Origin of the sequence: Reyranella sp., assembly GCF_965227665.1 — a bacterium.
Taxonomy (GTDB): domain Bacteria; phylum Pseudomonadota; class Alphaproteobacteria; order Reyranellales; family Reyranellaceae; genus Reyranella.
Map to the genome: position 1 here is coordinate 2589230 of NZ_OZ245767.1, position 25906 is coordinate 2615135.

Sequence of the window (25906 nt, forward strand, 5' to 3'; positions counted from 1 at the left end):
CCGGCGGGGGTCGGTCAAAAGCCCTAGTTTTTCTTCTTCTTGGCCGCTTTCGCCTTGGGGGCGGCCTTCACCTTGGGGGCGGGCGCAGCCTTGCGCCTGGCGACGGCCGGCTTGGCCGTAACGGCGGGCGCCGGCGGCGGCGCATCGTCCTCGAGTTCGACGATCACCTCGATCTCGACCGGGATGCCGCGCGGCAGCGAGCCCATGCCGACCGCGGAGCGGGCATGGCGGCCCTTCTCGCCGAACACCTCGACGAAGAGATCCGAGCAGCCGTTGATCACTTCCGGATGGCTGCCGTATTCCGACGTGGCATTGACCATGCCCAGCACCTTGACGATGCGCTTCACGCGATCGAGGTCGCCCAGCTCGGCCTTGAGGGCGCCAAGAATGCTGAGACCCGTGTCGCGGGCGAGGCGATTGGCCTGTTCGAGGGAGAAATCACGCCCCACCTTGCCCACCGGCAGCGGCTTGCCGGGCAGGCCCGGCCCCTTGCCGGCCATGTAGAGCAGGTTGCCGGTCCGCACGGCATTGACGTAGCTGCCCATCGGCGTGGTGGCCTCGGGCAGCTCGATGCCAAGCTCCTTCAGCCGCTCTTCGACTTTCATGCCCTCAGCTCCTCAAAGCACTCGTACGGCGCCCAAAAAGGCGCGGATCAATTCAGTGGATTTCACACCGCGTGCCGCTTCTACACCAGAAGAGACGTCGACGGCGCGCGCGCCGGTGACGCGGACCGCCTCGGCGACATTCCCGGGGTTGAGTCCGCCGGCGAGGAACCACGGCACCGGCACGGTCCGGCCCGACAGGAAGGTCCAGTCGAAGGCCTTGGCGTTACCGCCCGGCAAGGTGCCGTCGGCGGCATCGAACATCAGCCGGTCGGCAACGCCGGCATAGGCCGCAATGCCGCCCTCGATGTCCGCGGGATCGGCGACCTTGATGGCCTTGATCACCGGCTTTCCGGTGCGGGCCTTCAGCGCAGCCACACGCTCCGCCGTTTCGGCACCATGAAGCTGCAGCATGTCGATCGCGCCGGTCGCCAGACGTGCGTCGATCAGCGCATCGTCGGCATCGACGAACAGTCCGACCCGGATCACGTTCGTCGGGACGCGCGCGCCCAAGGCCTTCAGCAGATCGAGCGACTCGACGTGACGCGGCGAGCGCGGAAAGGTGACGAAGCCCACGAAGCCGGCGCCGGCCTCGACCGCCGCATCGACCGTCTCCGGCGTCGACAGCCCGCAGATCTTCGCCTGGACGCTCATAGGTCGTTGACGCCGGCCTCGCGCGCGATCGCCTCGGCGGCGGCGCGCGGATCGGCCGCCTGATAGATCGGCCGCCCGACGACCAGGTTGGTGGCGCCGAGATCGACCGCCTGGCGCGGCGTCATCGCGCGCTTCTGATCATTGGCGGCGCTGCCGACGGGGCGGATGCCCGGCACCATCAGCACGAAGTCGGGACCACATTGCTTGCGCAGAGCCGCGATCTCGTGGGGCGAGCAGATCACGCCATCGAGGCCGCTTTCATGCGCCAATGCGGCGAGCCGCAGCACCTGGTCCGACGGGTCGGCGTTGACGCCGGTCGATTCGAGATCGGATCGGTCGAGCGAGGTGAGCACGGTGACGCCGAGCAGCTTCGGCCGCGCGACGTTCAGCTTCGCCGCCTGCGAACCGCCCTCCTCGACCGCCGCCTTCATCATCTCGCGGCCACCGCTCGCATGGATCGTGATGAAGGTGGGCGCGAGGTCGACCACCGCGCGGATGCCGCCGGCCACCGTGTTGGGAATGTCGTGCAGCTTGAGATCGAGGAAGAAGCCCACGCCCGTCGCGCGCACCGGGGTCGGAAAGGCGTAACGCACGCCCGGTGCGCCATGGGCCAGGAAGAACTCCAGCCCGAGCTTGATGCCACCGACAGCCGGCTTCGGCCCTCCGGCGACGCTCTGGATCAGCTTGGTGGCGTGGGCGAGATCGATCGTGTCGATGCTGCAATAGACGGGATTGGCGCGGGCTTTCATGGCGGGCGCAACCTAAAGGCCGCGCCCCCTACCAGCAATCAGGAACTGCGCACGCGGCGGACCGCGTCCTGCCAGCCGGCATAGCGGCGATCGCGCGAGGCGCTGTCCTCGGCCGGCTTGAAAGCCCGGTCGAGCACCCATGTCTTCGACAGGGCATCGAGCGACGGCCACAGGCCCGCCTTGAGGCCGGCCAGGAAGGCGGCGCCCAGCGCGGTCGTCTCGGTCACCTCCGGCCGCTCGACCGGCGTGCCGGCCGTGTCGGCCAGCCGCTGCATCAGCGGGTCGTTCACCACCATCCCGCCGTCGACCCGCAGCTCGTCGATCTGGGCACCGTCGCCGCGCATCGCCTCGAGCAGGTCGCGCGTCTGGTAGCAAACCGAGTCGAGCGTGGCGGCGGCGATCTCGCCGGGCCCCGAGTCGCGCGTCAGGCCGAGAATGGCCGCGCGGGCCTCGGGATCCCAATGCGGCGCGCCCAGGCCCACGAAGGCCGGCACCATGTAGACGCCGTGCCCGTCCTTTGCGCCGGCGGCGACTTTCTCGACGTCGGAGGATTTTTCGATCAGCTTCAGCCCGTCGCGCAGCCATTGCACGGCGGCGCCGGCGATGAAGATGCTGCCCTCCAGCGCATAGGTGCGCCGCCCGTCGAACTGGTAGGCAATCGTCGTCAGCAGTCGATGACGCGAATGCACGGCGATGCTGCCGGTATTGAGCAGCGCGAAGCAGCCGGTGCCGTAGGTCGCCTTCACCATGCCGGGCTTGATGCAGGCCTGGCCCACGGTGGCCGCCTGCTGGTCGCCGGCCATGCCAAGGATGGGAACGGGCACGCCCAGTATGTCCTTGGTGGCGACGCCCAGTTCGCCGGAACAATCGACGACCTTGGGCAGCATCGAGGCCGGCACCCCCAGGATCATCATCAGCTCGGGATCCCAGCGACCCGTGCGGATGTCGAGCAGCAACGAGCGGCTGGCGTTGGTGGCGTCGCTCGCATGCACGGTGCCGCCGGTCAGCCGCCACAGCAGAAAGCATTCGATCGTGCCGGCCGCGAGGGCGCCCTTGTCCGCGGCGGCGCGGGCACCAGCGACATGGTCGAGGATCCACGCGATCTTGGTGCCCGAGAAATACGGATCGAGCAGCAGGCCGGTGCGATCGGTGAAGAGCTTCTCGTGGCCTTCCTTCTTCAATTCGGCGCAGCGATCGGCGGTGCGCCGATCCTGCCAGACGATGGCGTTGTGGATCGGCTTGCCGGTGGCACGATCCCACACCACCGTGGTCTCGCGCTGGTTGGTGATGCCGATGCCGGCCAGATCTCTGGCATCGAGCTTCGCCCTGGCGAGCGCGCCGCGGCAGACTTCGACCGTGGCCGACCAGATTTCTTCCGGATCATGCTCGACCCAGCCGGGCCTGGGGAAGATCTGCGGCAGTTCCTTCTGCGCCGAGGCGACCGGCCGCCCGCTCGCGTCGAAGACGATGGCGCGGGTGCTGGTCGTGCCCTGGTCGATGGCGAGGACGTACTGGGCAGCCATTGCGCGACGCTGTCTTAGTGAGCGCGGTCGATGGCGAAGTCGACCGCCTCGAGCAGCGCCGCCTTGAGCGGCGTGCTCGGGAACAGGCCCAGCGCGTCGCGCGCCATGGCGCCATAGTGGCGCGCACGCTCCAGCGTATCGGACAGGGCGCCGTGCCGCTCGATCAGGCTATGCGCCTGTTCGAGATCCTCGGGACGCTGGTCGAGCTTCTCGATGGTGCGCTTCCAGAATTCACGGTCGACGGCGCCACCGCGCAGGAAGGCGAGAATCACCGGCAGGGTGATCTTGCCCTCGCGAAAATCGTCGCCGACCGTCTTGCCGAGCTTGGCCTCGCGGCCGGAATAGTCGAGCGCATCGTCGACCAGTTGGAAGGCAATGCCGAGGTTCATGCCGAAGCTCTGCAGCGCCACGCGTTCCGGGCCGTTGCGGCCGGCCACCATCGCGCCGACCTCGGCTGACGCGGCGAACAGCTTGGCGGTCTTCGACTTGATGATATCGAGATAGGTCGCCTCGGGCGTGCTGATGTCGCGCTGGCTGACCAGCTGCAGCACCTCGCCTTCGGCGATCGTCGAGGAGGCGTTCGAGAGCACGCCGAGAATGTCGAGCGAACCGACCTCGACCATCAGCTCGAACGCGCGCGTGAACAGGAAATCGCCGACCAGCACCGAGGCCTTGTCGCCATACACGGTGTTGGCGGTCGGCTTGCCGCGGCGCAGGGCGCTCACGTCGACGACGTCGTCATGCAGCAGCGTGGCGGAATGGATGAACTCGACGCAGGTCGCGAGCTTGATGTGGCGGTCGCTGCCCTCGCTGTAACCGCACAGCCGTGCCGCTGCGACCGTGAGCAGCGGACGCATGCGCTTGCCGCCGGCACCCACGAGGTGATTTGCAAGTTCGGGGATCAGCGCGACCGGCGAGCGCATGCGGACCACGATCTCGCGATCGACCCGCCCCATGTCGTCGGTGCAAAGCGCCAGAAGGGGTTCGAGGCTGGGCGACTTGCGCTTGCCTTCGAGAGAGACGACGGTTGCCATGACGGAAGGCCAACTCTCCGTGAAGCCTGTTGCTGCGAGATGATTTCGTTCGAGATGACTAGCATGGATTGCGCGCCGACCGAAAATGCCGTGATGGGCGGTCGCGTGAAGCTTTTGCAGCCGAAACGCGGATATCGAATCGCGGTCGACGCCGTGTTGCTGGCCGCCGCCGTCGATGCGCGGCCCGGCGAGCGCGTGCTCGATCTGGGCGCGGGTGTCGGCGCCGTCGGCCTGTGCGTCGCCGCGCGCGTGCCCGGCTGCGACGTTACCGGCATCGAACTGCAACCGGCGCTGGCGGCACTGGCGGAGCGCAATGCCCGCCTGAACGACGCCGCCGATCGTGTCCGCACGCTGGTTCACGATCTGGCGCAGCCCCTGCCCGCTGCTCTCGGCCCGTTCGACCATGTCGCGACCAATCCGCCCTACCTCCCGGCGGCGGTCGCCGATCCCTCGCCCGACCCCAGCAAGGCGCTGGCCACCGTCGAATCGAGCGCAGATCTCGCGCGGTGGCTGACCGTGGCAACGGGCGCTCTGGAACCTGCAGGCGACCTGCTGCTGATCCATCGCAGCGATCGCCTCGACGAGATCGTTGCCATCCTGGCCCGTCTTGGCTGGGGCGACGTCACCGTGAAGCGCCTGCCGCCGGCCGCGCGCGTGCTGGTTCGCGCGCGCCCTGCACGCGAATTGCGCCGCCGGGACGCAGCGCCCCTGATACTGCATCGGCCCGGCGGCGGTTACACCGACGAGGCTGAAGCCATCCTGCGCCACGGCCAGCCGCTTGCCTTCTAGGGGCACGCCCGCGACAGTGCGCGGCATGCTGAATTGGATCAGGGATCGTTTTCACCGCGGGCCGGTCGTGCCCGTCGTTCGCCTCTCCGGCGTCATCGCCTCGGGCGGCTTGCTGGGCGGCCGCAGCCTGTCGATGGAGTCCGTTGCCCCCCTGTTGAAGCGGGCATTCGAGACGCGCGGGGCCAAGGCCGTCGCGCTGTCGCTCAACTCGCCCGGCGGCTCTCCGGTGCAATCCGCGCTGATCGCCCAGCGCATCCGCCTGCACGCGGCCGAGAAGGGCCTGCCGGTCGTCGCCTTCATAGAGGACGTGGCCGCCTCGGGCGGCTACTGGCTGGCCTGTGCTGCCGACGAGATCATTGCCGATCCGAGTTCGATCGTGGGCTCGATCGGGGTCATCAGCTCGGGCTTCGGCTTCCAGGACCTGATCGCCCGCATCGGCGTGGAACGCCGCGTCCATACGTCGGGCGAGAACAAGTCGATGCTCGATCCCTTTCGGCCCGAGCAGCCCGAAGACGTCGAGCGGCTGAAGCGGCTGCAGGCGGAGATCCATGACGGCTTCAAGGACTGGATCCGCCAGCGGCGCGGCAAGCTTCTGAAGGGCGACGAGTCCGTCCTGTTCAGCGGCGAGTTCTGGACGGCGCGGCGCGGCATCGACTTCGGCCTGGTCGACGGGTTCGGCGAATTGCGCGCCACCCTGCAGGGCCGCTATGGCGACAAGGTTCGCCTGCCCGTCATCGGCCCGCGTCGACGTCTGCTGTCGCGCTTCGGCCTGCAGACCGGGATCGGCGGTGGGATCGACAATATCGGCCCCGCCACCCTGGCCGCGCTCGAGGAGCGCGCACTCTGGCAGCGTTTCGGACTCTAGGAGAGGCTTGCGATGAACCTTAGGACTCCCGTCACCGCCGACGACCTTGCCGCCGTGCGCCAGTGGTTCGACACGCTGTCGAAGCATTGCCGCGCCGTCGATTACGAAGGCGCGCGGCCGATCTTCGCCGACGACATGATCGCCTTCGGCACCTTCACTGACTTCATGATCGGTCGCGATCTGGCCGAGCAGAAGCAATGGCGCAACGTCTGGGGCACGATCCGCGACTTCCGCTACGACCTCTCGAAGATCGAGGCCATCGTCTCGGCCGACCGGCTGACCGCCGTCGGCATGGGCGTGTGGCAATCCCACGGCTTCCATCCCAACGGCGACCGCTTCGACCGGCCGGGCCGCACGACGGTCGTGCTGGGGCGCAAGGCGGTCGGCGACCCGTTCGTGGCCACCCACACGCACATGTCGCTGTTCCGCGGCACGCCGGAGCGCTCCTACGGCAACTTCGCGAAGAGCGAAGTCGTCTGAGCGTCAGGCCGGATCGATCGCGCCCTTGCGTTCGACGATCATGCGGTACTGGTCGGGCTGGCGGTGGACCGCGAAGTTGAAGGTCGTCGTCTTGTAGCTCTTCCCGGCGTCGAGATCGCAGCGATGGACGATCAGCTCGTCGCCGTCGCCGCCAGCGCGCGCCACGACCTTGCCCGACGGCGCCACGATCATGCTGTCGGCCAGCGACGGCACGCCCTCCTCGGTGCCGCCCTTGGCGACGCCGACCACCCACGTCCCGTTCTGGTAGGCACCGGCCTGCATCGAGAGCTGGTTGTGGAACCAGGAATGCTCGTCATGGTCGGGCGACGGCGCATTGTGCAGCGGCGTGTTGTAACCCAGCAGCACCATCTCGACATTCTGCAGGCCCATCACGCGATAGGTCTCGGGCCAGCGGCGGTCGTTGCAGATGCACATGCCCATGTTGCCGCCGAATGCCTTCACGACCGGGAAGCCGAGATTGCCGACCTCGAAATAGCGCTTCTCGAGATGCTGGAACGGCCGCTCGGGCTCATGCTCCGCATGTCCCGGCAGATGGACCTTGCGGTACTTGCCCACGATGCTGCCGTCGCGCTCGACCAGGATGGAGGTGTTGAAACGCCGGACGCGCCCCTCCTCGTTGGCCAGCTCCGCATAGCCGAGGCAGAAGCCCATCGAGAGCCGCTTGGCCTCGGTGAACAGCGCCGCCGTCTCGTTGGACGGCATCTCCTGCTCGAAGAAGGAGTCGACCTCGGCCTGGTCCTGCATCCACCAGCGCGGAAAGAACGTCGTGAGCGTGAGCTCGGGAAACACCACGAGCTCGCAGCCCATGCGCTTCGCTTCGCGCAGATGGGCGATCAGCCGCTCCACGACGTCACGACGGGTATGGCTGCGCTGGATGGGACCCATCTGCGCCGCACCGACAGTCAGAAAACGCGTCATCGTCACCTCTTGCCGCCGAGTATAGCGCCTAGGGCCCGGCGCGCTTCATGTCGTTGGTGAACTCTGCCGAGCAAAAACTGCCGCCCTGGAAGAGATCCCCGACCGGATCTGGTCCGATCTTTGCCTGCTCCGCCTCGGCATGGGCGCGATGATCCTCGGCCTTGTCCTGCGGACGATAGCCGAACCGATTCGCCCGCGAATTGTCCCACCAGCCCGCCGCATTGTCGGAGGCCCCGTAGAAGATCTCGTAGCGAAGATCGGAATGGTCGAGGCCGATCTGGAAGAGCTGCACGAGATCGCGCGGCGAGATCCAGATGGAGAGGCGCCGCACGTCGAGCGGCCGCGGCCCGACATTGCCGAGGCGGAGGCAGGTCACCGCGATGCCGTGCTTGTCGGAATAGAGCGCCCCCAGCGCTTCGCCGAACACCTTGCTGACGCCGTAGCGGCTGTCGGGGCGGACGGTGACGTCCGTGCCGATGCGCTTCTTGCGCGGATAGAAGCCGATCGCATGGTTGGACGAGGCGAAGATCACGCGCTTCACGCCGGCTTCACGCGCCGCCTCGAAGACATTGTAACAGCCGACGATGTTGGCCTGCAGGATCTGGTCCCACGTGCCCTCGACCGAGTGGCCGCCGAGATGGATGACGCTGTCGGCGCCCGCGAGCAGCGCGGCGACCTCGTCGGGCCGGGTCAGATCGGCGGCCACGAAGGTCTCACCCGATTGCAGGCCCGCCGGCTCGATCCGGTCGCTCAGCACCAGCCCAGGATAGAGCCCCGCCAGCAAAGGCCGCGTCATGGTGCCGATTCCGCCGGCGGCGCCGGTGAAGACGATGCGGCGCGTGTGCTTAGCGTCGGCCATTCCTGTTTCCTCCTGCCAGAGTTCGATAGCGGTCGAGAGAACGCGTGAGATGGTCGCGCATGGCGCGTCGCGCTTCGCCCGGCTCCCTGTCGGCGATGGCCGTCACGATGCGCGTGTGCTCGGCCTGGATGCGCTCGAGATAGAGACGGCGTTCGGCCGGCGTATCGATGTCCAGCCGCACGCTCTGGCGCGGGATCACGTGACTGCCGAGATAGGCCAGGAAGCCCGGGAACTGGTCGTTGCCGGTCGCCTCGGCGATGGCGCGATGGAAGGCGAAATCCTCGACCACGGCCCCTTCGCCGCGCTTCAGGGCGGCATCGATCGCACGCCATGCCGCCCGGATCGATCCGAGCTGCTTTCGGTCCGCGCGCTCGGCGGCCAGACCCGCCGCCTGCACCTCGACCGCCAGACGCAATTCCATGACATTCAGGATATCGGACAGCGAGGTCGCCCGCGGCGGCACGATGCGAAACGGCCCGGCCGACGGGTCGGCCACATACGCGCCGGAACCCCGGCGCGTCACGATCAGCCCGTCGGCGCGCAGCGCCGCCACGGCTTCGCGCACCACGGTGCGGCTCACGCCCAGCTCCGCCCTGAGCATCTGTTCGGTCGGCAGGCGCGTGCCCGGCGCGAGGCGGCCGCCGCGAATGTCGGCACTCAGCCGCGCCATGACCTGCTCGGCGAGATTGTTCTCGGGCTGCTTCACCCGGCCAGCTCAAGCATCATGTTCAGCAGCACCTGCGCGCCGGCCACAAGGTCCGCCGCTTCCGTGTGTTCCTTCACATTGTGGCTGAGCCCCGCCACCGACGGCACGAAGATCATCGCCGTCGGGCAGAGGCGCTGCATCATCTGGGCGTCGTGACCGGCGCCTGACGGCATGCGCCGCGTGGTGAGCGACATCGCTTTGGCATGATGCTCGACCCGGTCGACCAGGGCGGCGTCGAAGATCACCGGCTCGAAGCGCGCCAGCACTTTCGCCTCGACCTCGACCCGCTCGGCCTTTGCGACCTCGGCGATGTGAGCGGCGACCCGCGCCTCGGCTTCCCAAAGCTTCGACTCGTCGGTGTTGCGCAGGTCGACCGAGAAGATCGCGCGATTGGGCACGACGTTGATGAGGTTGGGCCGCAGCGCCAGCGACCCCACCGTCGCCACCTGGTTGCCGCCCATCTCCCAGGCGAGCTTGCGGGCGAACAGGTTGACCGAGGCGGCGAGATAGCCCGCGTCACGGCGCAGGCGCATCGGCGTGGTGCCGGCATGGTTGGAGACGCCGGTCACCGTGTACTCCGTCCACGAAATGCCCTGCACACTTTCGACCACGCCGATCTGAGTCTTTTCCTCGTCGAGGATCGGTCCTTGCTCGATGTGCAGCTCGACGAAGGCGTGCGGCTTCAGGGCGCCGGGCTTGGCGGGGCCGAGATAGCCGATGCGCCGCAGCTCGTCGCCGACCGAGACGCCGTCCTTGTCGGAAGCGGCATAGGCCTCGTTGAGCCCGAGGCCACCGACATAGACCAGGCTGCCCATCATGTCGGGCTGGAAGCGCGCGCCTTCCTCGTTGGTGAAGACGGCGACCGCGATCGGCCTGCGCGTCGTCACGCCGGCCTCGTTCAGCGCACGAACGACCTCAAGACCTGCCAGCACGCCGTAATTGCCGTCGTAGCGACCGCCGGTGCGCACCGTGTCGATATGACTGCCGGTCATGACCGGTGCGACATCCTCGGTGCCCGCCCGCACGCCGATCACATTGCCGATCGCGTCGACCGTCACGACGAGGCCAAGTGCCCTCATCCAGCCCACCACCAGGTCTCGGCCGGCCTTGTCCTCGTCGGTGAGCGCGAGGCGCGCGCAGCCGCCACCCTCGATGGCGCCGAGGGACGCCAGCTCGTCTAGGGCGCCGAGCAGGCGCCGGTCATCCAGTCGCAACATGAATTCTCCAGTCGGACCAAGACCTTAGTCGTTCACGGGATGCCGGGCAAAATATCACGGCGGCTTGATCCGGATTGCCTTGCAAGCGCCACGACCGGAGGTCACTTAGAAAAGCGATGGCACGTTTCCTCGCCCTTCTTTTCGTGCTTCTGGCCGGTCCGGCCTTCGCGCAGGCGGTCGTGACGACCGAAAACGTGCGGTCCGAGCTCGTCTCCGAGGTCGCGACGGTCAAGCCCGGCGAGCCGTTCTGGGTCGGGCTCCGCCAGACGATGCGCCCCAAGTGGCACACCTACTGGAAGAATCCGGGCGAATCCGGCCTGCCGACCGAAATCGCGTGGAAGCTGCCCGAAGGCGCCAAGGCCGATCCGATCGTCTGGCCGGCTCCGACCCTGTTCGATATCGGCGGCGTCATCAATTACGGCTTCAAGGACGAGTCGGTGCTGCTGGTGCGCATCACGCCGCCCGCCGACCTCACAGGACCGCTCACGCTGGCGGCCGAGGCCAACTGGCTGGTCTGCGAGGATGTCTGCATCCCCGAAGAGGGCAAATTCGAGCTGGTGCTGCCCTCGGGGGCGGCCGCAACGCCGGCACCGCCCGTCACGCGCACCCTGTTCGAGCAGGCGCGTCGCGCGGTGCCCACGCCAAGCCCGTGGCCCGCCCGCTATGGGCTGTCCAAGGCCGGAGACCCGACCCTGCTGGTCGAGGCCAAGGGCCTGAAACCCGACTCGGTGAGCGACATCTATTTCTTCCCGGCCGAGTGGGGCCCCGTGGCCACGATGGCCAAGCAGACCGCCACGGTGACGCCCGAGGGCATCCGCATTCCCCTGAAGAAGGGCGACGCCAAGACCGCGCTGGCCGCCGACCTCGCCGGCACGCTGGTGCTCACCGAGAAGACGGCCGACGGCAACGTGAAGCAGGCCTTCGACGTCTCGGCGAAGCTCGATCCGGCGTTCGTGCCGGCCGCCACCGCATCGCTCGCGAACGCGGTCGGCGCAGAGGATCTTTCGCTGGTGCAGGCTCTGCTGTTCGCGCTGCTGGGCGGCCTGATCCTGAACCTGATGCCCTGCGTCTTCCCGGTGCTGGCCATGAAGGCCGCGGCCTTCGCGCGCCTCGCCGGACATGAGCGCAGCGAGATGCGCCGCGATGGGCTCGCCTATACGGCCGGCGTCCTCGCCTCCTTTGCCGCCATGGCGGGCATCGTGATCGCGATCCGCTCGACCGCAGGCGAGGTGAACTGGGGCTTCCAGTTCCAGTCGCCGGTCTTCTCGCTCCTGATCGCCTATCTGTTCTTCGTGGTCGGGCTCAACCTCTCGGGCGTATTCGAGGTTGGCAACCGCCTTGCCGGCGTCGGCCAGGGCCTGGTCTCCCGCGGCGGCACCACCGGCGCCTTCTTCACCGGCGTGCTGGCGGTCATCGTGGCGACGCCCTGCACCGCGCCGTTCATGGCCGCGGCGCTGGGCTTTGCGCTCAGCCAGCCGGCGCCCGCCACCGTCGCGGTGCTGCTGGCGATGGGCCTCGGCCTCGCCCTTCCCTACCTCGCTTTGGCGATGACGCCCGCGCTGCAGCGGTTGATGCCGCGGCCCGGCCCGTGGATGGACCGGCTGCGCCAGTTCCTCGCTTTCCCCATGTATGCCTCCGCCGTCTGGATGATCTGGGTGCTGACCCAGCAGACCGGCGCCGACGGCGTGCTCTACGCGCTGGGCGGCATGATCCTGATCGCCTTCGCCATCTGGCTGCTGCGGATCGGGAGCGGTGCCTCGGCGGGCACCTGGGCGCGCCGAGGCCTTGCGGCCGGCGCCGTGCTGCTGGCCTTTGCCGCGACCCTCAAGCTCGACGACAGTCCCGCAACGGCCGCTTCGGCGTCCGGCGGTCCGAATGCCGGTGTCAGCTTCGAAGGCTGGGAACGCTTCTCGCGCGCCCGCATGGCCGAGGCCGTCGCCGCCGGCAAGCCGGTCTTCGTCGACTTCACTGCCGCCTGGTGCATTACTTGCTTGGTGAACGAGCGGGTCGCGCTCGAAACGCCGGCGTCCCGGAGGGCGTTCGAGCAGGCCGGTGTCGTCAAGCTCAAGGGCGACTGGACCAATCGCGATGCCGAAATAACCGGGGTGCTGAAGGAACTCGGCCGCGCTGGCGTTCCCCTCTACCTGTTCTGGGCGCCGGGCGCGGATCGGCCGAAGATCCTGCCGCAGGTCCTCACCGAGTCGCTGATCCTGTCGGAGTTGTCGTCAATCCAGCAAGCCAAGCGTTAGGAGGCAGTCATGTCGAAGCTGAATGTTCCCCGTCGTTCCCTGATGATCGGTGGCGCTGCGCTCGCCTTCGCCCCCGCCGCCGCTTTTGCCAGCTCGAGCCCCGATGTCGGCAAGCCGGCGCCGCAGTTCACCGCCGTCGACAGCAACGGCAAGAGCTGGTCGCTGGCCGACCTCAAGGGCAAGGTCGTCGTCCTCGAGACAACGAATCACGACTGCCCCTACGTGCGCAAGCACTACACCTCCAACAACATGCAGGATCAGCAGCGCGAAGCCGCCGCCAAGGGCGTCGTCTGGCTGACCGTCGCCTCCTCCGCCACCGGCGAGCAGGGCCATGTGACGGCCACGCAGGCCAACGACCTCACCAAGAGCCGCAATGCCGCGCCCGCAGCCGTGCTGCTCGACCCGCAGAGCAAGGTCGCGCGCGCCTATGGCGCCACGGTGACGCCCCACATGTACATCATCGATGCCAACGGCATCCTGGTCTACAAGGGCGGCATCGACTCGATCCCTTCGTCGAGCGCCGCCGACATTCCGAAGGCCACGCAATATGTCCGCGTGGCGCTGGACCAGGTTCTGTCCGGCAAGCCGGTCGCCGACGCCTCGACCCGCGCCTATGGCTGCACGCTGAAATATCCCAAGACCTCGACCTGACGGGCCGGCCATGCCGCACGACGGCTGGCATCCGCACGACGAGTCTCACGGCCATCCCCATCCTCACCACGGCCCGCCGACCCGGCGGACCATGCTGGCGGCGGCGGCCTTGTTGCCGTTCGGCAGCGCAAGCGCCCAGACGGTCGATGCCGCCCAGCGCATCGCCGACGCCGCCAATCGCTTCCTGGTAATGCTCGACGACGGCCAGCGCCGGAAGGCGATGATCGCGTTCGAATCGACTAATCGCCGCGACTGGCACTACATCCCGCGCAGCCGCTCGGGCCTCGCCTTGGGAGAGATGCGCGCCGACCAGGCCGACGCCGCCCGCGCCCTGTTCGCCACGGTATTGAACCAGCGCGGCCTCGACCTGCTCGACGGCGTGCGCCTGCTCGAGGGCGTGCTGCGTGAGCAGCAGGGTAGCTTCCGCGATCCCGCCCGCTACTACGTCTCGGTGTTCGGCACGCCCGGCCGCTTTCCCTGGGGGTGGCGGTTCGAGGGCCATCACCTGTCACTGAATGTGGCATTGCCGGCGCCGGGACATGTCGCGGTGACGCCCTTCTTCACCGGCGCCCATCCCGCCACGGTGCGCGACGGCCCCCATCGCGGCTTCCGCCTGCTCGGCGCCTCAGAAGACCTTGCCCGCCAGATCATGGCGGGCCTCAACGACCGGCAGCGCCAGACCGCGACCATCTCCGACCGCTCGTTCGGTGAGATCGTGACCAGTCCGCAGCGGGAGGCCGATCTCGGTACCCCGAAGGGCCTGCTGCTGGGCGAGATGGCCGGTGCGCAGCGCACGCTGGTGGAAGCCTTGATGGACCGCTTCCTCGGCACCCTCGCGGCCGACCTGCTCGCTCAGCAGAAACAGCGGGTTCTGGAACAGGGTCTCGCGACCTTCCGATTTGCGTGGGCCGGATCGCTCACGCCAGGGGAGGCGCACTACTTCAGGGTCCACGGCCCGGTGACGCTGATCGAGCACGACAACACCCAGAACGGCGCCAACCATATCCACGCGGTGTGGCGTGATCTCGCCGCCGATTTCGGGGGCGATGCGCTGGCCGATCACTACCGCCAGCAGAAGCACCGTTGAGGGCGGCTCAGGTCGGGTGAACGAGCCGGTGGATGAAGCCCAGCTTCTCGATCGCCGGCGGTGAGAGCACGAAAGGATAGAGATCGTTCTGACCCATTGCCCGATTGAGGCTGTTGAGGGCGAGCGACAAGGGCAGCCAGCTATCGATGAGTTGGCCGACTTCGCCGGCCCGATACGGGTCGAAGTCAACGGTCGCGTCCAGCTCGTCCCCCTTGGCCAGACGTGGCTGCGTCGACAGGCCGAACGCCCGCGCGATTTCGAGCGTATCGACGATGTGCAGATAGTGCGCCCACGTTTCGGCAAAGTCCTCCCACGGATGCGACGTCGCGTACTGGCTCACGAAGTTGGACTGCCAGTCGGCCGGAGCACCATTGGCGTAGTAGGTCTGCAGGGCCTGTCCGTAGTCCTGGCTGTCGTCGCCGAAGAGCTGCCGGCACGCGTCGAGCTGGTCGCCGTCGCGGACCAGCCGATCCCAGAAATAGTGACCGATCTCGTGCCGGAAATGGCCGAGCAGCGTGCGGTAGGGCTCGTGCATCGCCACCCGGTTCTGCTCCCGGTAGGCATCGTCGGCCTCGGCCAGCGCAATCGTGATCAAGCCATTGTCATGACCCGTCATGACGCGGGGCGCATCTGGCACCGACAGGTCGGCCAGAAAGTCGAAGGCAAGGCCCTCGTTCGGCGATTCGAATTGGGTCGGCATTTTCAACTTGAGGCGCAGCAGCGAATAGAACATCCGGTGCTTGGCAATTTCCATCTTCTGCCAGTTGGCCAGGTTGTCGACGATCGTGAGGTCGGGGATCGTCCGATTGTGCCGGCACGACAGGCAGAAGGTCTCGGACGAAGTCGAATCGACGAGCCAGTTGCAGGCAGCATGCTGGGCGTTGGCACAGAAGCGGTAGAGCACGTCCTTCGAGGCCAGCGCGCGCCACAACTCGCCCTCGGGCTCGAGAGCCGACAGGGTCGCGACTTCGGGCACGTATCCGAGCTTGTGTCCGCATTTCACACAGACATCGTTCTCGAAATACAGGATCTGCTGGCAGCTCTGGCATTTGAAGAGTTTCATCGCGCGGGTTAACGCACGGCCCGTCCCGATGTTGCCATGCCGTCCTGCCGCAGCCGGTATCCCGCGCGAAGATGTCGAGGAACTTTATCCCATGGCCGGCCGTTCTTGAGGCCTTACAGGGGGAGATGCGCATGAGCGCCCGTACCGGTACCGAAACTGCGGCATCTGCCGATGAGCCCGTTCAGGCTCCCTCCGTCTTCGTGCACGGCGGCCGGGTGCTGCCCGCCGTTAGCGTGGATACCTACAATGAGGAATTGCGCGACGACGAAGGCTTCATCGGCGATCGCGCCAGTCGCCGGGCCTTTCACGCCATCCTGGCCGACTGGCGGGACCGCCTGAAGGAGCGTGGCGAGGACCCGTTCGGCGACGTGCCGATGGAGGAGATCTCGAAGTCGAAGCTCGACAAGATGCTGTCCAGTGGCGACCCGGTGTCGGCGGGCCTGGTCCACACTGTCGTCGAGGAGTTCGCCGGCGAGCTGACGACGGTCATACGCCGGTTCCTCCGCCTGGATACGTGGAAGGACACGCAACGAATCGTGATTGGCGGCGGCATGATCGGCAGCCGGATCGGCGAACTGGCCATGGGACGCACCAGCATCATGCTGGCAGCGGACGGAATCAGCATCGAACTCGCGGCCATCCAGAACGATCCCGACGAAGCCGGGTTGATTGGCGCCGTGCACCTGGCGCCGAGTTGGGTGATGGCAGGACACGATGCCATCCTCGCCGTCGACATCGGCGGCACCAACGTGCGGGTGGGCGTGGTCGAGCTCAATTCCGGCAAGCGTGGCGACGTAGAGGAAGCGGATGTGTGGAAGCGTCAGGTCTGGCGACATTCAGACGACGAACCCGATCGCGACGAGGCCATCGAGAAAATCGCCGCGATGCTGAACAAGCTGATCGACCGCGCGAAACAGGAAAAGATAAAGCTCGCGCCCTTCATGGGAATCGGTTGCCCCGGCCTGATCGACGAGCAGGGCTTCATCCTGAAGGGCGGTCAGAACCTGCCGGGCAACTGGGAAGGCAAGTCGTTCAACCTCGCCGCCGCTCTGTCCGCCCATCTGCCCAAGATCGGCGGCCACGACATCTTCATCCAGGTCCACAACGACGCCGTCGTTCAGGGGCTGAGCGAAGTGCCAAACATGAAGGACGTCGAGCACTGGGGCGTCATGACGATCGGCACCGGCCTGGGCAACGCCCGGTTCACCAATCGCGAGTGACTCGGCCCCAACCGAAAGAGCCGAAAGGTCCTTCGCTTCGCTCTAGATGACAAGAGTTCCGGCGTCGACGCACTGCGCCGGTGCAACGGATGTCATCCCGAGCGTGAGCGAGGGACCTTTGTCGTTGTCGCTACCCCATCTGGTAACCGGGCGTGGACTTCGAGATGGCGATCTCCGCCTCGTCCATATCGTCGATGATGCCTTCGAACAACGGCGTGGTGAGATAGCGTTCGCCGGTATCGGGCAACATGCAGAGGATGACCGAACCGGGCGCAGCCTTGGCCGCTACCTGCAGCGCGATGGCAAAGGTCGAGCCGCCGGAGATGCCGGTGAAGATGCCTTCCTTCTGCGCCAGCGCCTTGGCGCATTTGATGCCTTCAGCCCCGACGATCGGCAGCAGCTCGTCGTAATACTTCTTGTCGATCGACTCCTGCAGCACGAGCGGGATGAAATCCGGCGTCCAGCCCTGGATCGGATGCGGCTCGAAGGCGGGATGACTGACCGCGGGTGAGCCGTCCGCCGCGCGCTCCTGGGGCTTGCCGCTTCCGAGGAGCTGGGCATTGGCCGGCTCGGTGAGAACGATCTTCGTCTCCGGTCGCTCCTTGCGCAGCACCCGCGCCACACCGGTCACGGTGCCGCCGGTGCCATAGCCGCTCACGAAATAGTCGAGCCGGTGTCCCGCGAAGTCGGCGAGGATTTCGCGCGCCGTCGTGGCCTCGTGGATCTCGGCGTTGGCATCCGTCTCGAACTGGTGGGCCAGGAACCAGCCGTTGGCCTTCGCGAGTTCGACCGCCTTCTGGTACATGCCGAAGCCCTTTTGTGCGCGCGGCGTCAGCACGACCTTGGCGCCCAGCATGCGCATCAGCTTGCGCCGCTCGATCGAGAAACTGTCGGCCATGGTGACCACCAGCGGATAGCCCTTCTGGGCGCAGACCATGGCCAGGCCGATGCCGGTATTGCCGCTGGTCGCCTCGACCACGGTCTGACCGGGCTTCAGCGTGCCCTTGCGCTCGGCCGCCTCGATGATGTTGACGGCCAGGCGATCCTTCACCGAGCCGCCGGGATTGAAGGCCTCGACCTTGACGTAGATCGTGACGCCCTTGGGCGCCAGGGCGTTGATGCGGATGCAGGGTGTGTCGCCGATCGTGTCGAGAACGCTGTCGTAAAGCCGCCCGCGTCCCGCCGTGGTCCGGATCTTGGTGCCCATCTTCATCTCCCTGTGCGTAGAGACAAATTCTACGCCGGTTCAGCGGCAACGCGAAACCGGAGTAGGATGACGCGGATCGGGGGGGAGGAAGCGATGAGACGCCGGATATTCTTGACGGGCATGGGTGCGGCCGCGCTTGCGGCGAGGGCGAGGCCGGGCCTTGCCCAGGCTGACGCGCTCCCATCCTGGAACGACGGGCCGGTGAAGCGCTCGATCCTCGACTTCATCGCGCGCACGACGACCCCGGGCGCGCCCGACTGGGTCCCGGTGCCGGAGCGCATCGCCTGCTTCGACAACGACGGCACGCTGTGGACGGAACAACCCATCTACGTTCAGATCGCCTTCGCCGTCGATCGCGTGAAGGCGATGGCGCCCCAGCATCCCGAATGGCGGACGCAGGAGCCGTTCCGGTCGGTGCTGTCCGATGACCGCGCCGCCCTGGCGGCGTTGGGCGAAAAGGGCTTCCTGGAAATCATCGCGGCGACGCATACCGGCCTTACGACGGAGGCCTTTGCGAAGGCGGTGGCCGACTGGTTGGCAACCGCTCGTCATCCGCGCTTCAATCGTCCCTACACCGACCTCGTCTACCAGCCGATGCTCGAGCTGCTGGCGCTGCTGCGCGCCAATCAGTTCAAGACCTTCATCGTCTCCGGCGGCGGCATCGACTTCATGCGACCGTGGACGGAGCGCGTCTACGGCATCCCGCCGGAGCAGGTCGTGGGGTCGTCGGGTGTCACCCGCTACCAGCTGAGGCCAGACGGTACGCCGGTTCTGGTGAAGGAACCCAGGATCCAGTTCATCGACGACGGCCCCGGCAAGCCCGAAGGCATCAACCAGTTCATCGGCCGGCGCCCCGTGTTCGCCTTCGGCAACTCCGATGGCGACCAGCAGATGCTCGAATGGACTGCGGCCGGCACCGGCGCGCGCTTCATGGGCCTCGTGCATCACACCGATGCCGTCCGTGAATATGCCTACGATCGCCCCTCCCCGATCGGCCAGCTCGACAAGGCCTGGGACGAGGCGCTGCGCCGCCACTGGACCATCGTCGATATGAAGAACGACTGGAAGGTGATCTACCCGTTCGAGCTGCGCTGACGTCCGCGCGACCGGCTAGAGATCGAACTCGACGAAGACGGGCCAGTGGTCGGACGCGACGATGCCGTAGCCGATCCAGGCCTTCTTCACCCTAGGCGACAGGTCGTGTGTCACGAAGACATGGTCGATGCGTCCCTCGCGCGGGAACGAATCGACCTCCTCCTCGCTGTTGCCGGCGGCGGCCCAGGCATCGGCGAGATGCATGGTGGTGCCGAGGCGGCCGTAGTAGCTGGTCTCGCCGCAGACCAGCGGATATTCCGGATGCGCCGGCGTGAAGTTGAAGTCGCCGGCAAGAATGGCGGACCGCGAGACGTCGGGCCGGCGCTCCTGGAACATGAAGGTCGAACCGGCGGCGCTGTCCCACGTCGCGCCGACGCGCTCGGCGTTGAGCACCGTATCCATCAACGCACGGACCTGCGGCAGGCGCTGCTGCGGGCCGACATGGCTGAGATGCACGCTGTAGACGCGCAGAGGCCCTGCTGGCGTCTCTATCGACGCCTCGACGAAGCCGCGCTGCAGGTCGAAGCGGTCGACCAGCGCTGTCTTGGGCAGGAGATGGCCGCGCGCCCAGATGATCGGCCAGCGCGAGATCACGGCATTGCCGAAACTGCGGCGCCGATTGACGATCCGCCCGTCGGCCCCGACCTCGCTGGCGTCGGACTCCATGGCGCCGTGATACCAGTGATAGCGGTTGAGCCGGGAGGCGATCTCGGCGGTCTGGTCGGCGAAGCCGTTCTGCGGCCAGCCAGAAACAGCTTCCTGGAGGCAGACGATGTCGGCTTCGGCCACCGTGTCGGCGATGCGGGCGACGTCATATTTGCCGTCGGAACCGACGCCGTAGTGGATGTTGTAGGTACAGAACAGCATGACACTCTACGCAGTTGATTGCAGGGAATTACACCGAACGACGAGATTTGTATCCTCGGCGTGACGGAGAGGGTCCTACCCGGTCCCCACTTCGCGGATGCGGCAGCCGAACCGACCTGTCACAGTAAGCGGATGCTCAACTCCGCCGCGTCGCTCGCCCGCAAGATCGTCCAGGACATGCATATCTATACCCGTGGACGTCCCATGCACTGGGTGCCCATGGATACGGTCATGCGCCGTCTGGACCTTAAGGAAGACGCGGCCACCGAGGCCGCGTTCAGCCATGCGACGTCGAACGGCTGGCTGGAACTCAAGGAGCTTCGCGGCGCCTGCCTGACCAACGCCGGTCGCCGCCTCACCAAAGCCTGAACACGCGGCCTGACCACCCTGCGGCCGTAGCGGTTGCGCAGGGGACCTACTCGTTGACGCCCTTGCCCGTGGACCTCGATTGACGCAGGTGCTCCGGGCGCGGTCCGCCTGACTACCAGGTCATGCGGAATCCGGCGGTGAGGGCCTGGTTGGAATCCTGGCTGGAGATGTTGCCTTCGTACCGGAAGTAGAGGGAGGTGGCGTCGGCGATGGCGGTGCTGGCGGAGAGGCCCAGCACGACGCTGTCGCGTTGCGGCGCGGCGCCGTAGGTGGTGAAGGCGAAGGCGGGCGCGCCGACGAAGGAGGCGGTGACGGGCCGCGCCGTGTCGGCATATTCGTGGCCCCAACCGAGCTTGACCGTCATCGCGAGCTTGTCGCGCCAGCCGAGATCCAGGGCGCCGCCGAGCTGGGCGCCGAGCACGCTGCGCAGCGAGTTGGTGGTCTGCGCGGCGACGGAGAGGTCGAGCGCGCCCGCGCCCGATTCGCTGAAGGCGCTCTGCGTGGCCGTTGCGCCCTGCAGGCGCGCGAACGGCGTGATGTAGGCATCCGCGCGTCCGCCGATGTCGAAGCGGTAGCCCGCCTCGAGCTGGCCGAAGAACAGGTTGGCGCCGGTGCGGCCGTTGGCGGTGCGCGACAGGCCGGGGATGGTGATCTGCCGCTGCATCTGATTGTCGGAATAGGCGTAGGCCGCCAGAGCGTCGACATAGACGGCGTTCTTGGCGTAGCTGGCATAGAGGCCGGCCTGGAAGGTGTCGGAGAGGCCGCGGCCGGAGAAGCCGCCGACCCACTGGCTGCCGCTGGTGAAGCCGGCGGTGACGCCGACCAGCAGCTCGTCCGTGACGCGGCGGTCGAGGCCGGCGGCGAAGCCGCCGAGATTGTAGGTGAGCGTGCCGGCATTGGCGTTGCCGCCGACGACGCCGAAGCCGCCCAGCGCGCCGCCCCAGGCGCCCCAGCGCGCCGGCTCGCTCGTGTCGCAGGCAACGTCGCAGGCCTCGGCCAGCGCCACGCGATTGCCGCCGCCCGACGTGCCGCCCACCGTGTTGGCGAAGTTGGTCATGAAGATCTGGGTGGTGGCGATGCCGGCCGAGGAGAAGGCGGAATAGTTCTGCCCGCTGATCGTGTTCATGGCCGCGACGCCCTGCTGGGCATTCATCGTCGAGAAGGCGCCCAGCACCGTGGCGAAGTCGCCGGCGGCGCCGATGGCGCCGGCATCCAGCGCCGCGCCGACGGCAGCCTGGTTGGGCGTCTGGGCCTGGCGGGCGAAGCCGCCGATCTGAAGCGCGAGATAGACGTTGTTGGCGTCGTAGCTCAGACTCGGCAGGAGGAACGGCAGGCTGCTGGCAACCGAGGAATAGGTGCCGGTGACGCCGCCGGTGGCGCTCAGGATCGTATAGGTGGTGCGGGGCGCATAGGGGCCGCTGGAGGACGGGGCCACGAAGACATTGCTGCCGGCCGCGATCGTAGCGGTGCCCGGGGCGCCGGTCACCGCGATGAGGTCGCTCTGACCCTGAGCATTGGTCTCGACCGCATAGGAGCTGCCCGCAGCCTGCGTGTAGCTGCCGTTGACCGTGAGAGTGCCGATGGAGTTGCCGGGCGCCAGGGCGCCGTTGTTGACGACGTTGCCGAAGATTGTGCCTGCACCGCCAAGATTGCCGCCGGGTCCCACGGTGACGTCGCTGGTGATGCTGCCGTTCACCGCGAGCCGGCCGCCCGTGATCGAGGTGGGCCCCGTGTAGGTATTCGCGCCCGTCAGGTTGAGGAGACCGTTGCCGGACTTGTTGAGGCCGCCGGCCCCGGTGATGGTGCCGGCGAAACTCGTGCTACCGCTCCCGGCGACGGTCAGCGTGCTGGCGCCGAGTGCGATGGTGCCGCCCACGCCGCCCAGAGACCCGACGGTCACATCGTTGCCGTTGACGTCGAGCGTGCCGGCATTGACGGTCAAGCCGCCGGTGGTCGGCAGCGATGCGCCGGTGGCCAGGCGCAACGTGCCGGCGTTGATCGTGGTGCCCCCCAGATAGCTGTTTGCCTCGGACAGGGTGAGAATGCCGCTGCCCGTCTTGGTCAGCCCGCCATTTCCCCCGATCGCCTTCTTGACCAGCAACTCGTTGCCGTTGGTATCGATGGTGCCGCCACCGGACCCCATCGAGACCGAGCGGTCGATGGCGAAGCCCGCGGTGGCCTGCAGCGTGCCGCCTGTGAAAGTGAGGCCACCCTTGGCGGCGCCCATGACGGCATCGCTGCCGGCCCGCAACGTACCGCCCGAGGCTAGCCACAGGCCGCCCGTGAAGGTGTTGCTGCCCAGGAGGTTGACGGCGCCGCCTGAGATGGTGAGGCCACCCGGGCCAGAGATGGTGCCGGAGAAGGTGCCCGTACCCGCCTGGCTGAACGTCGTGTTGCCCATCAGATAGGCGTCGAAATCAGTGGTGAAGTTGTTGCGCAGCGCCAGTGTGCCGGTCAGCGCCAGCGTGGGATTCAGCGTCGCGGTGGTCGTCAGCCCGGAAGTGGACAGTCCGTAGCCCGCGAAACCGTTTGCCGGATCAAAGAGGTAGTTCAGGCCGGCATAGAACTGCCGGCCCGTGTTGAGGAACGGCTCGCTCGAGGGGGAACCCTTGACGAGGCATGGAGTCATCGAGTTGCTGGCAGTCGTCGCGCAGCCCGAACCGGAGTGGTCGATCACGAAACTGTAGAAGGCACCCGCCGCCGAGGCACCCGGCATGAAGACCGAGACGGTCTCATTGTCCTGACCGTAGGGCTTGAGGAAAGCATAGCCGATGCCGGTGTCGTGCAGGATCGCGCCACGGCCGGGGGCGCCGGACCCGACGGCAAGCGAGACCGGAATGCCGTTCCAGAGGTTGGGCCCGTTCGCCGGGTCCGGCGTGAGCTGGACGAAGGAATAGCCGTTGTTGGCCGACGTCAGGCCGACAAAAATACGGTCGTTCATGACGACGTAGCCCTGATGAGGCAGCGCGACGCCGTTCACTGAAACGTCGATCAGGGGATTCATCCCTACGGCCGAAATCTGCTTGAGATTCCCCTGAGCCACGTTCTGGGCGAAGGTGAGAGAGGGGTTGGTGGGGCCGCTGTAGACGTTGTTCCTGTTGTTGCCGATGCCGAAGTATTTCGTGTTTTCGTCGTTCATGACGACGAGAACCTTGACGGTGGTCGACCCTGTCTCGTCCTTTCCGCCCAAGGTGCGGCCGAAAATGCTGACAGGCAGTTCGTAAAAATACCCGGAGGGCGTGTGGCCGCTGCTATCGTAGTTGATGGCGCCCGGACCGAGCGGCTTGTAAGCCGCCAGCGATGGCAGATAATTGTGCGAGATCGCGATCCCGGTGGAGCCGGTGTCGATGGTCATCCCCTTGACGGGAACACCAGCAATAGCAATGTCGATCAGTGCGGGACGATTGTGGGGCACCCCGCCGCTAACATCGTTCAGTGCGCCCGCCGTGTAGCGAATCTCCAGGCTCGTTCCGCCGTCGTACATGTTCCAGCTCTGGGCACGGGCCGGCGCGCCGAACGAAAAGACCGGCACTCCTGCCGAGATGATGAGACAGAGAGCGAGCTTGCGCCCAGTCAGGCGCTTGCAGGTCGCCGGCGAAAGTTCAACATCGTGAAACATGAGGAAGACCGATCAGTTCCAGGGAGCCGCGAGGATCGGTCAGAGGATAGGCGAGCGTCCAACTGCGCTCCAGCAAGTCACTACTCAGAATGGGTCAGGCGGCCGCACGATTCATATGCCGGCGTCATCGGCGAGGCCTGGCGCCAACCGAACGAAACGATCGATCCCGTTGGCTGCCGGGTGTTTCAGCCGTACCGGTTGCGCAGGGTGCCGATGCCGTCGATGTCGATCTCGACGACGGTGCCCGCCTTCATCGGCAGCACGCCCAGCGACGTGCCGCAGGCGATGATGTCGCCTGCTACGAGCGTCATGTCCTGCGAGAGGCGGCTGACCAGCTCGGCCGGCGGGAAGATCATGTCGTCGACCCGGTAGTTCTGGCGCTCCCGGCCGTTGACCAGGGTGCGGACCGTGAGCGACGCGGGGTCGAGGTCGGTCGCGACCACCGGGCCGAACACGCCGAAGCCGTCGAAGTTCTTGGCGCGGGTCCATTGCGCGAAGGACGGGTCGCGCAGCAGCAGCTCCATCGCCGTGACGTCGTTCACGCAGGTGTAGCCGAGGATATGGTCCGCCGCCTCCTCCACCGAGACGCCCGAGCAGGTCCTGCCGATCACGATGCCCAGCTCGCCCTCGTAGGCCACGCGCCCGTCGTAGGATTTCGGCACGGGGATCGCCTGACCATGGGCGGCGAAACTGTTCGGCGCTTTCAGGAAGGTGAGCGGCTCGGCCGGGATCGCCCAGCCATTCTTCTCAGCCGCAGCGCGGAAGTTGTTCCACAGCGCCACCATCTTGCTGGGCTCGGTCGGGGTCAGCCAGCGCGCGTCGGCGGCCGCCACGACCTCACCCGTCGCCGGGCCGGGATCGAAGATCGTGCCTTCGTGCAGGCGAATGCGTTCGCCCTCAAGGATGCCGACGCGCGGACGCCCGGCATGTTCGATTCGGGCCAGCAGCGTCATGGCGCGTCGGGGATGCGCTTGCCGGTCTGCGAATCGAACAGATGGAGATGTCCGGGATCGGCCTTGAAGCGCAATTTCTCGCCGGGCTTGGCGAGGATGTGACCGCTCTGGCGGACGGTGACGACCTCACGCGCCTCGCCGAAACGGCCGTGCAGCAGGGTGTCGGCACCCAGCGGCTCGGCCAGCTCGATCTCGAATTCCAACGGGCCATCGGCCGCGGGATGCAAATGCTCGGGGCGGATCCCGACGGCGACGGGGGTGCCGCCGGCGGCCGTGGTGGCCAGGCCGATCGGCAGGACGATCCGGACCGCGCCGGTGCCGGCCAGCTCGATCGACCGGCTGCCTTCGACCACCTTGCCCGCCAGGAAGTTCATCGCCGGCGATCCAATGAAGCCCGCCACGAAGACGGAGGCCGGCCGCTCGTAGACGTCCATCGGCGTGCCGATCTGGTCGGCGACGCCAGCGTTCATGACGATCAGCCGGTCGGCGAGCGTCATCGCCTCGACCTGGTCGTGGGTGACGTAGATCGAGGTTACGTCGAGCTCGCGCTGCAGGCGCTTGATCTCGAGCCGCATCTGCACGCGCAGCTTGGCGTCGAGGTTGGACAGCGGCTCGTCGAACAGGAACACCGCCGGCTCGCGCACGATGGCGCGGCCCATGGCGACCCGCTGGCGCTGGCCGCCCGAAAGCTGGCGCGGCTTGCGCTGCAGAAACGTGCCCAGTTCGAGGATCTTCGCCGCCTTCTGGACGCGCACGTCGATCTCGGCCTTGGAGAGGCCGCGGATCTTGAGGCCATAGGCCATGTTCTCGTAGACGCTGAAATGCGGGTAGAGCGCGTAGTTCTGGAACACCATCGCGATGTCGCGATCCTTGGGCTCCAGCTCGTTGACCACGCGGTCGCCGATCGCGATCGTGCCGCCGGTGATGCGTTCCAGCCCCGCCACCATGCGCAGCAGGGTGGACTTGCCGCAGCCCGAGGGGCCGACGATCACGACGAATTCGCCGTCGGCAATCTCGATGTCCACGCCGTGAATAACCTCGAGCTTGTCGTAGCTCTTCTTCACACCGCGGAGGTGCACTTGCGCCATGGCCCTGCTTCTCCGTCTCGC

General features: G+C 67.1%; 24 protein-coding genes. 9 read left to right on the forward strand and 15 right to left on the reverse strand.

Annotated features, from left to right (window positions below; all coding sequences use genetic code 11):
* Positions 1-23: 23 nt before the first annotated feature.
* From ACO07I_RS12540 to ACO07I_RS12560, 5 genes are read right to left on the reverse strand one after another with little or no spacing between them, the layout of a single operon-like run.
* Positions 24-605 (reverse strand): RidA family protein, encoded by a 582-nt coding sequence (locus tag ACO07I_RS12540; protein WP_422017757.1) that lies wholly within the window; start codon positions 603-605, stop codon positions 24-26.
* A 12-nt stretch (positions 606-617) separates the two neighbouring features.
* On the reverse strand, positions 618-1256 hold the full coding sequence (locus ACO07I_RS12545; protein ID WP_422017759.1) for a phosphoribosylanthranilate isomerase: 639 nt from the start codon (positions 1254-1256) through the stop codon (positions 618-620).
* Complete coding sequence (pyrF, locus tag ACO07I_RS12550) at positions 1253-2005, reverse strand: orotidine-5'-phosphate decarboxylase (protein WP_422017761.1); 753 nt, start codon at positions 2003-2005, stop codon at positions 1253-1255. Before pyrF ends, ACO07I_RS12545 begins: the two co-directional genes overlap by 4 nt.
* A 38-nt stretch (positions 2006-2043) precedes the next feature.
* Entirely contained in the window at positions 2044-3528 is a 1485-nt protein-coding gene (gene glpK / locus ACO07I_RS12555; protein ID WP_422017763.1) for a glycerol kinase GlpK, read from the reverse strand.
* A gap of 14 nt (positions 3529-3542) precedes the next feature.
* Positions 3543-4562 carry a polyprenyl synthetase family protein gene (locus ACO07I_RS12560; protein ID WP_422017765.1) on the reverse strand — a complete coding sequence of 340 codons (1020 nt, stop codon included), beginning with the start codon at positions 4560-4562 and terminating at the stop codon, positions 3543-3545.
* A gap of 54 nt (positions 4563-4616) precedes the next feature.
* Between ACO07I_RS12560 and ACO07I_RS12565 the strand changes: the two genes are divergently transcribed.
* From ACO07I_RS12565 to ACO07I_RS12575, 3 genes are read left to right on the forward strand one after another with little or no spacing between them, the layout of a single operon-like run.
* Positions 4617-5351: a tRNA1(Val) (adenine(37)-N6)-methyltransferase gene (locus tag ACO07I_RS12565; RefSeq protein ID WP_422017767.1), complete on the forward strand. Its 735-nt coding sequence runs from the start codon at positions 4617-4619 to the stop codon at positions 5349-5351.
* Positions 5352-5376: 25 nt separating this feature from the next.
* The gene (locus ACO07I_RS12570) at positions 5377-6216 is read left to right on the forward strand and encodes a S49 family peptidase (protein WP_422017769.1); all 840 of its coding nucleotides are present in this window, start codon (positions 5377-5379) and stop codon (positions 6214-6216) included.
* A gap of 12 nt (positions 6217-6228) precedes the next feature.
* Entirely contained in the window at positions 6229-6696 is a 468-nt protein-coding gene (locus ACO07I_RS12575) for a YybH family protein (RefSeq protein WP_422017771.1), read from the forward strand.
* 3 nt (positions 6697-6699) lie between these two features.
* Here the strand turns inward: ACO07I_RS12575 and ACO07I_RS12580 are convergent, their stop codons facing one another.
* Genes ACO07I_RS12580 through ACO07I_RS12595 form a run of 4 tightly spaced genes read right to left on the reverse strand, consistent with a single transcriptional unit; the run spans position 6700 to position 10417 of the window.
* Positions 6700-7635 (reverse strand): N-carbamoyl-D-amino-acid hydrolase, encoded by a 936-nt coding sequence (locus ACO07I_RS12580; RefSeq protein WP_422017773.1) that lies wholly within the window; start codon positions 7633-7635, stop codon positions 6700-6702.
* A gap of 28 nt (positions 7636-7663) precedes the next feature.
* On the reverse strand, positions 7664-8494 hold the full coding sequence (locus ACO07I_RS12585; RefSeq protein ID WP_422017775.1) for an NAD-dependent epimerase/dehydratase family protein: 831 nt from the start codon (positions 8492-8494) through the stop codon (positions 7664-7666).
* Positions 8481-9200 carry a FadR/GntR family transcriptional regulator gene (locus ACO07I_RS12590; RefSeq protein WP_422017777.1) on the reverse strand — a complete coding sequence of 240 codons (720 nt, stop codon included), beginning with the start codon at positions 9198-9200 and terminating at the stop codon, positions 8481-8483. The genes ACO07I_RS12585 and ACO07I_RS12590 overlap by 14 nt, the downstream gene beginning before the upstream one ends.
* Positions 9197-10417 (reverse strand): Zn-dependent hydrolase, encoded by a 1221-nt coding sequence (locus tag ACO07I_RS12595; RefSeq protein ID WP_422017779.1) that lies wholly within the window; start codon positions 10415-10417, stop codon positions 9197-9199. The genes ACO07I_RS12590 and ACO07I_RS12595 overlap by 4 nt, the downstream gene beginning before the upstream one ends.
* Positions 10418-10533: 116 nt before the next feature.
* Between ACO07I_RS12595 and ACO07I_RS12600 the strand changes: the two genes are divergently transcribed.
* From ACO07I_RS12600 to ACO07I_RS12610, 3 genes are read left to right on the forward strand one after another with little or no spacing between them, the layout of a single operon-like run.
* Entirely contained in the window at positions 10534-12666 is a 2133-nt protein-coding gene (locus ACO07I_RS12600) for a protein-disulfide reductase DsbD family protein (RefSeq protein WP_422017781.1), read from the forward strand.
* Positions 12667-12675: 9 nt separating this feature from the next.
* Positions 12676-13317, forward strand: coding sequence for a thioredoxin family protein (locus ACO07I_RS12605; protein WP_422017783.1), 642 nt, complete (start codon positions 12676-12678; stop codon positions 13315-13317).
* Positions 13318-13327: 10 nt separating this feature from the next.
* Complete coding sequence (locus ACO07I_RS12610; protein ID WP_422017785.1) at positions 13328-14404, forward strand: DUF3500 domain-containing protein; 1077 nt, start codon at positions 13328-13330, stop codon at positions 14402-14404.
* A gap of 7 nt (positions 14405-14411) precedes the next feature.
* Here the strand turns inward: ACO07I_RS12610 and ACO07I_RS12615 are convergent, their stop codons facing one another.
* On the reverse strand, positions 14412-15467 hold the full coding sequence (locus ACO07I_RS12615; protein ID WP_422017787.1) for a zinc-binding metallopeptidase family protein: 1056 nt from the start codon (positions 15465-15467) through the stop codon (positions 14412-14414).
* 131 nt (positions 15468-15598) lie between these two features.
* On the opposite strand from ACO07I_RS12615, the gene ACO07I_RS12620 reads away from it, so the two are divergent.
* Positions 15599-16687 (forward strand): ROK family protein, encoded by a 1089-nt coding sequence (locus tag ACO07I_RS12620; RefSeq protein WP_422017789.1) that lies wholly within the window; start codon positions 15599-15601, stop codon positions 16685-16687.
* Between the two features lie 130 nt (positions 16688-16817).
* On the opposite strand, the gene cysK is transcribed toward ACO07I_RS12620, so the two are convergent.
* Positions 16818-17894: a cysteine synthase A gene (gene cysK / locus ACO07I_RS12625; RefSeq protein WP_422017791.1), complete on the reverse strand. Its 1077-nt coding sequence runs from the start codon at positions 17892-17894 to the stop codon at positions 16818-16820.
* Positions 17895-17987: 93 nt separating this feature from the next.
* On the opposite strand from cysK, the gene ACO07I_RS12630 reads away from it, so the two are divergent.
* Positions 17988-18989 (forward strand): HAD family hydrolase, encoded by a 1002-nt coding sequence (locus ACO07I_RS12630; RefSeq protein WP_422017793.1) that lies wholly within the window; start codon positions 17988-17990, stop codon positions 18987-18989.
* 15 nt (positions 18990-19004) lie between these two features.
* Here ACO07I_RS12630 and ACO07I_RS12635 read toward each other — a convergent pair whose 3' ends face one another.
* A complete protein-coding gene (locus tag ACO07I_RS12635) occupies positions 19005-19856 on the reverse strand; it encodes an endonuclease/exonuclease/phosphatase family protein (protein ID WP_422017795.1) in 852 nt (283 codons plus the stop codon).
* Positions 19857-19988: 132 nt separating this feature from the next.
* Here ACO07I_RS12635 and ACO07I_RS12640 point away from each other — a divergent pair, with 132 nt between their 5' ends.
* Positions 19989-20225 carry a hypothetical protein gene (locus tag ACO07I_RS12640; RefSeq protein WP_422017797.1) on the forward strand — a complete coding sequence of 79 codons (237 nt, stop codon included), beginning with the start codon at positions 19989-19991 and terminating at the stop codon, positions 20223-20225.
* 112 nt (positions 20226-20337) lie between these two features.
* Here ACO07I_RS12640 and ACO07I_RS12645 read toward each other — a convergent pair whose 3' ends face one another.
* The 3 genes from ACO07I_RS12645 to ACO07I_RS12655 form a co-directional block, all read right to left on the reverse strand.
* Positions 20338-23844, reverse strand: coding sequence for an autotransporter outer membrane beta-barrel domain-containing protein (locus tag ACO07I_RS12645; protein ID WP_422017799.1), 3507 nt, complete (start codon positions 23842-23844; stop codon positions 20338-20340).
* A 185-nt stretch (positions 23845-24029) separates the two neighbouring features.
* The gene (locus ACO07I_RS12650; RefSeq protein WP_422017801.1) at positions 24030-24797 is read right to left on the reverse strand and encodes a fumarylacetoacetate hydrolase family protein; all 768 of its coding nucleotides are present in this window, start codon (positions 24795-24797) and stop codon (positions 24030-24032) included.
* Complete coding sequence (locus tag ACO07I_RS12655) at positions 24794-25885, reverse strand: sn-glycerol-3-phosphate import ATP-binding protein UgpC (RefSeq protein WP_422017803.1); 1092 nt, start codon at positions 25883-25885, stop codon at positions 24794-24796. Before ACO07I_RS12655 ends, ACO07I_RS12650 begins: the two co-directional genes overlap by 4 nt.
* Positions 25886-25906: the final 21 nt, after the last annotated feature.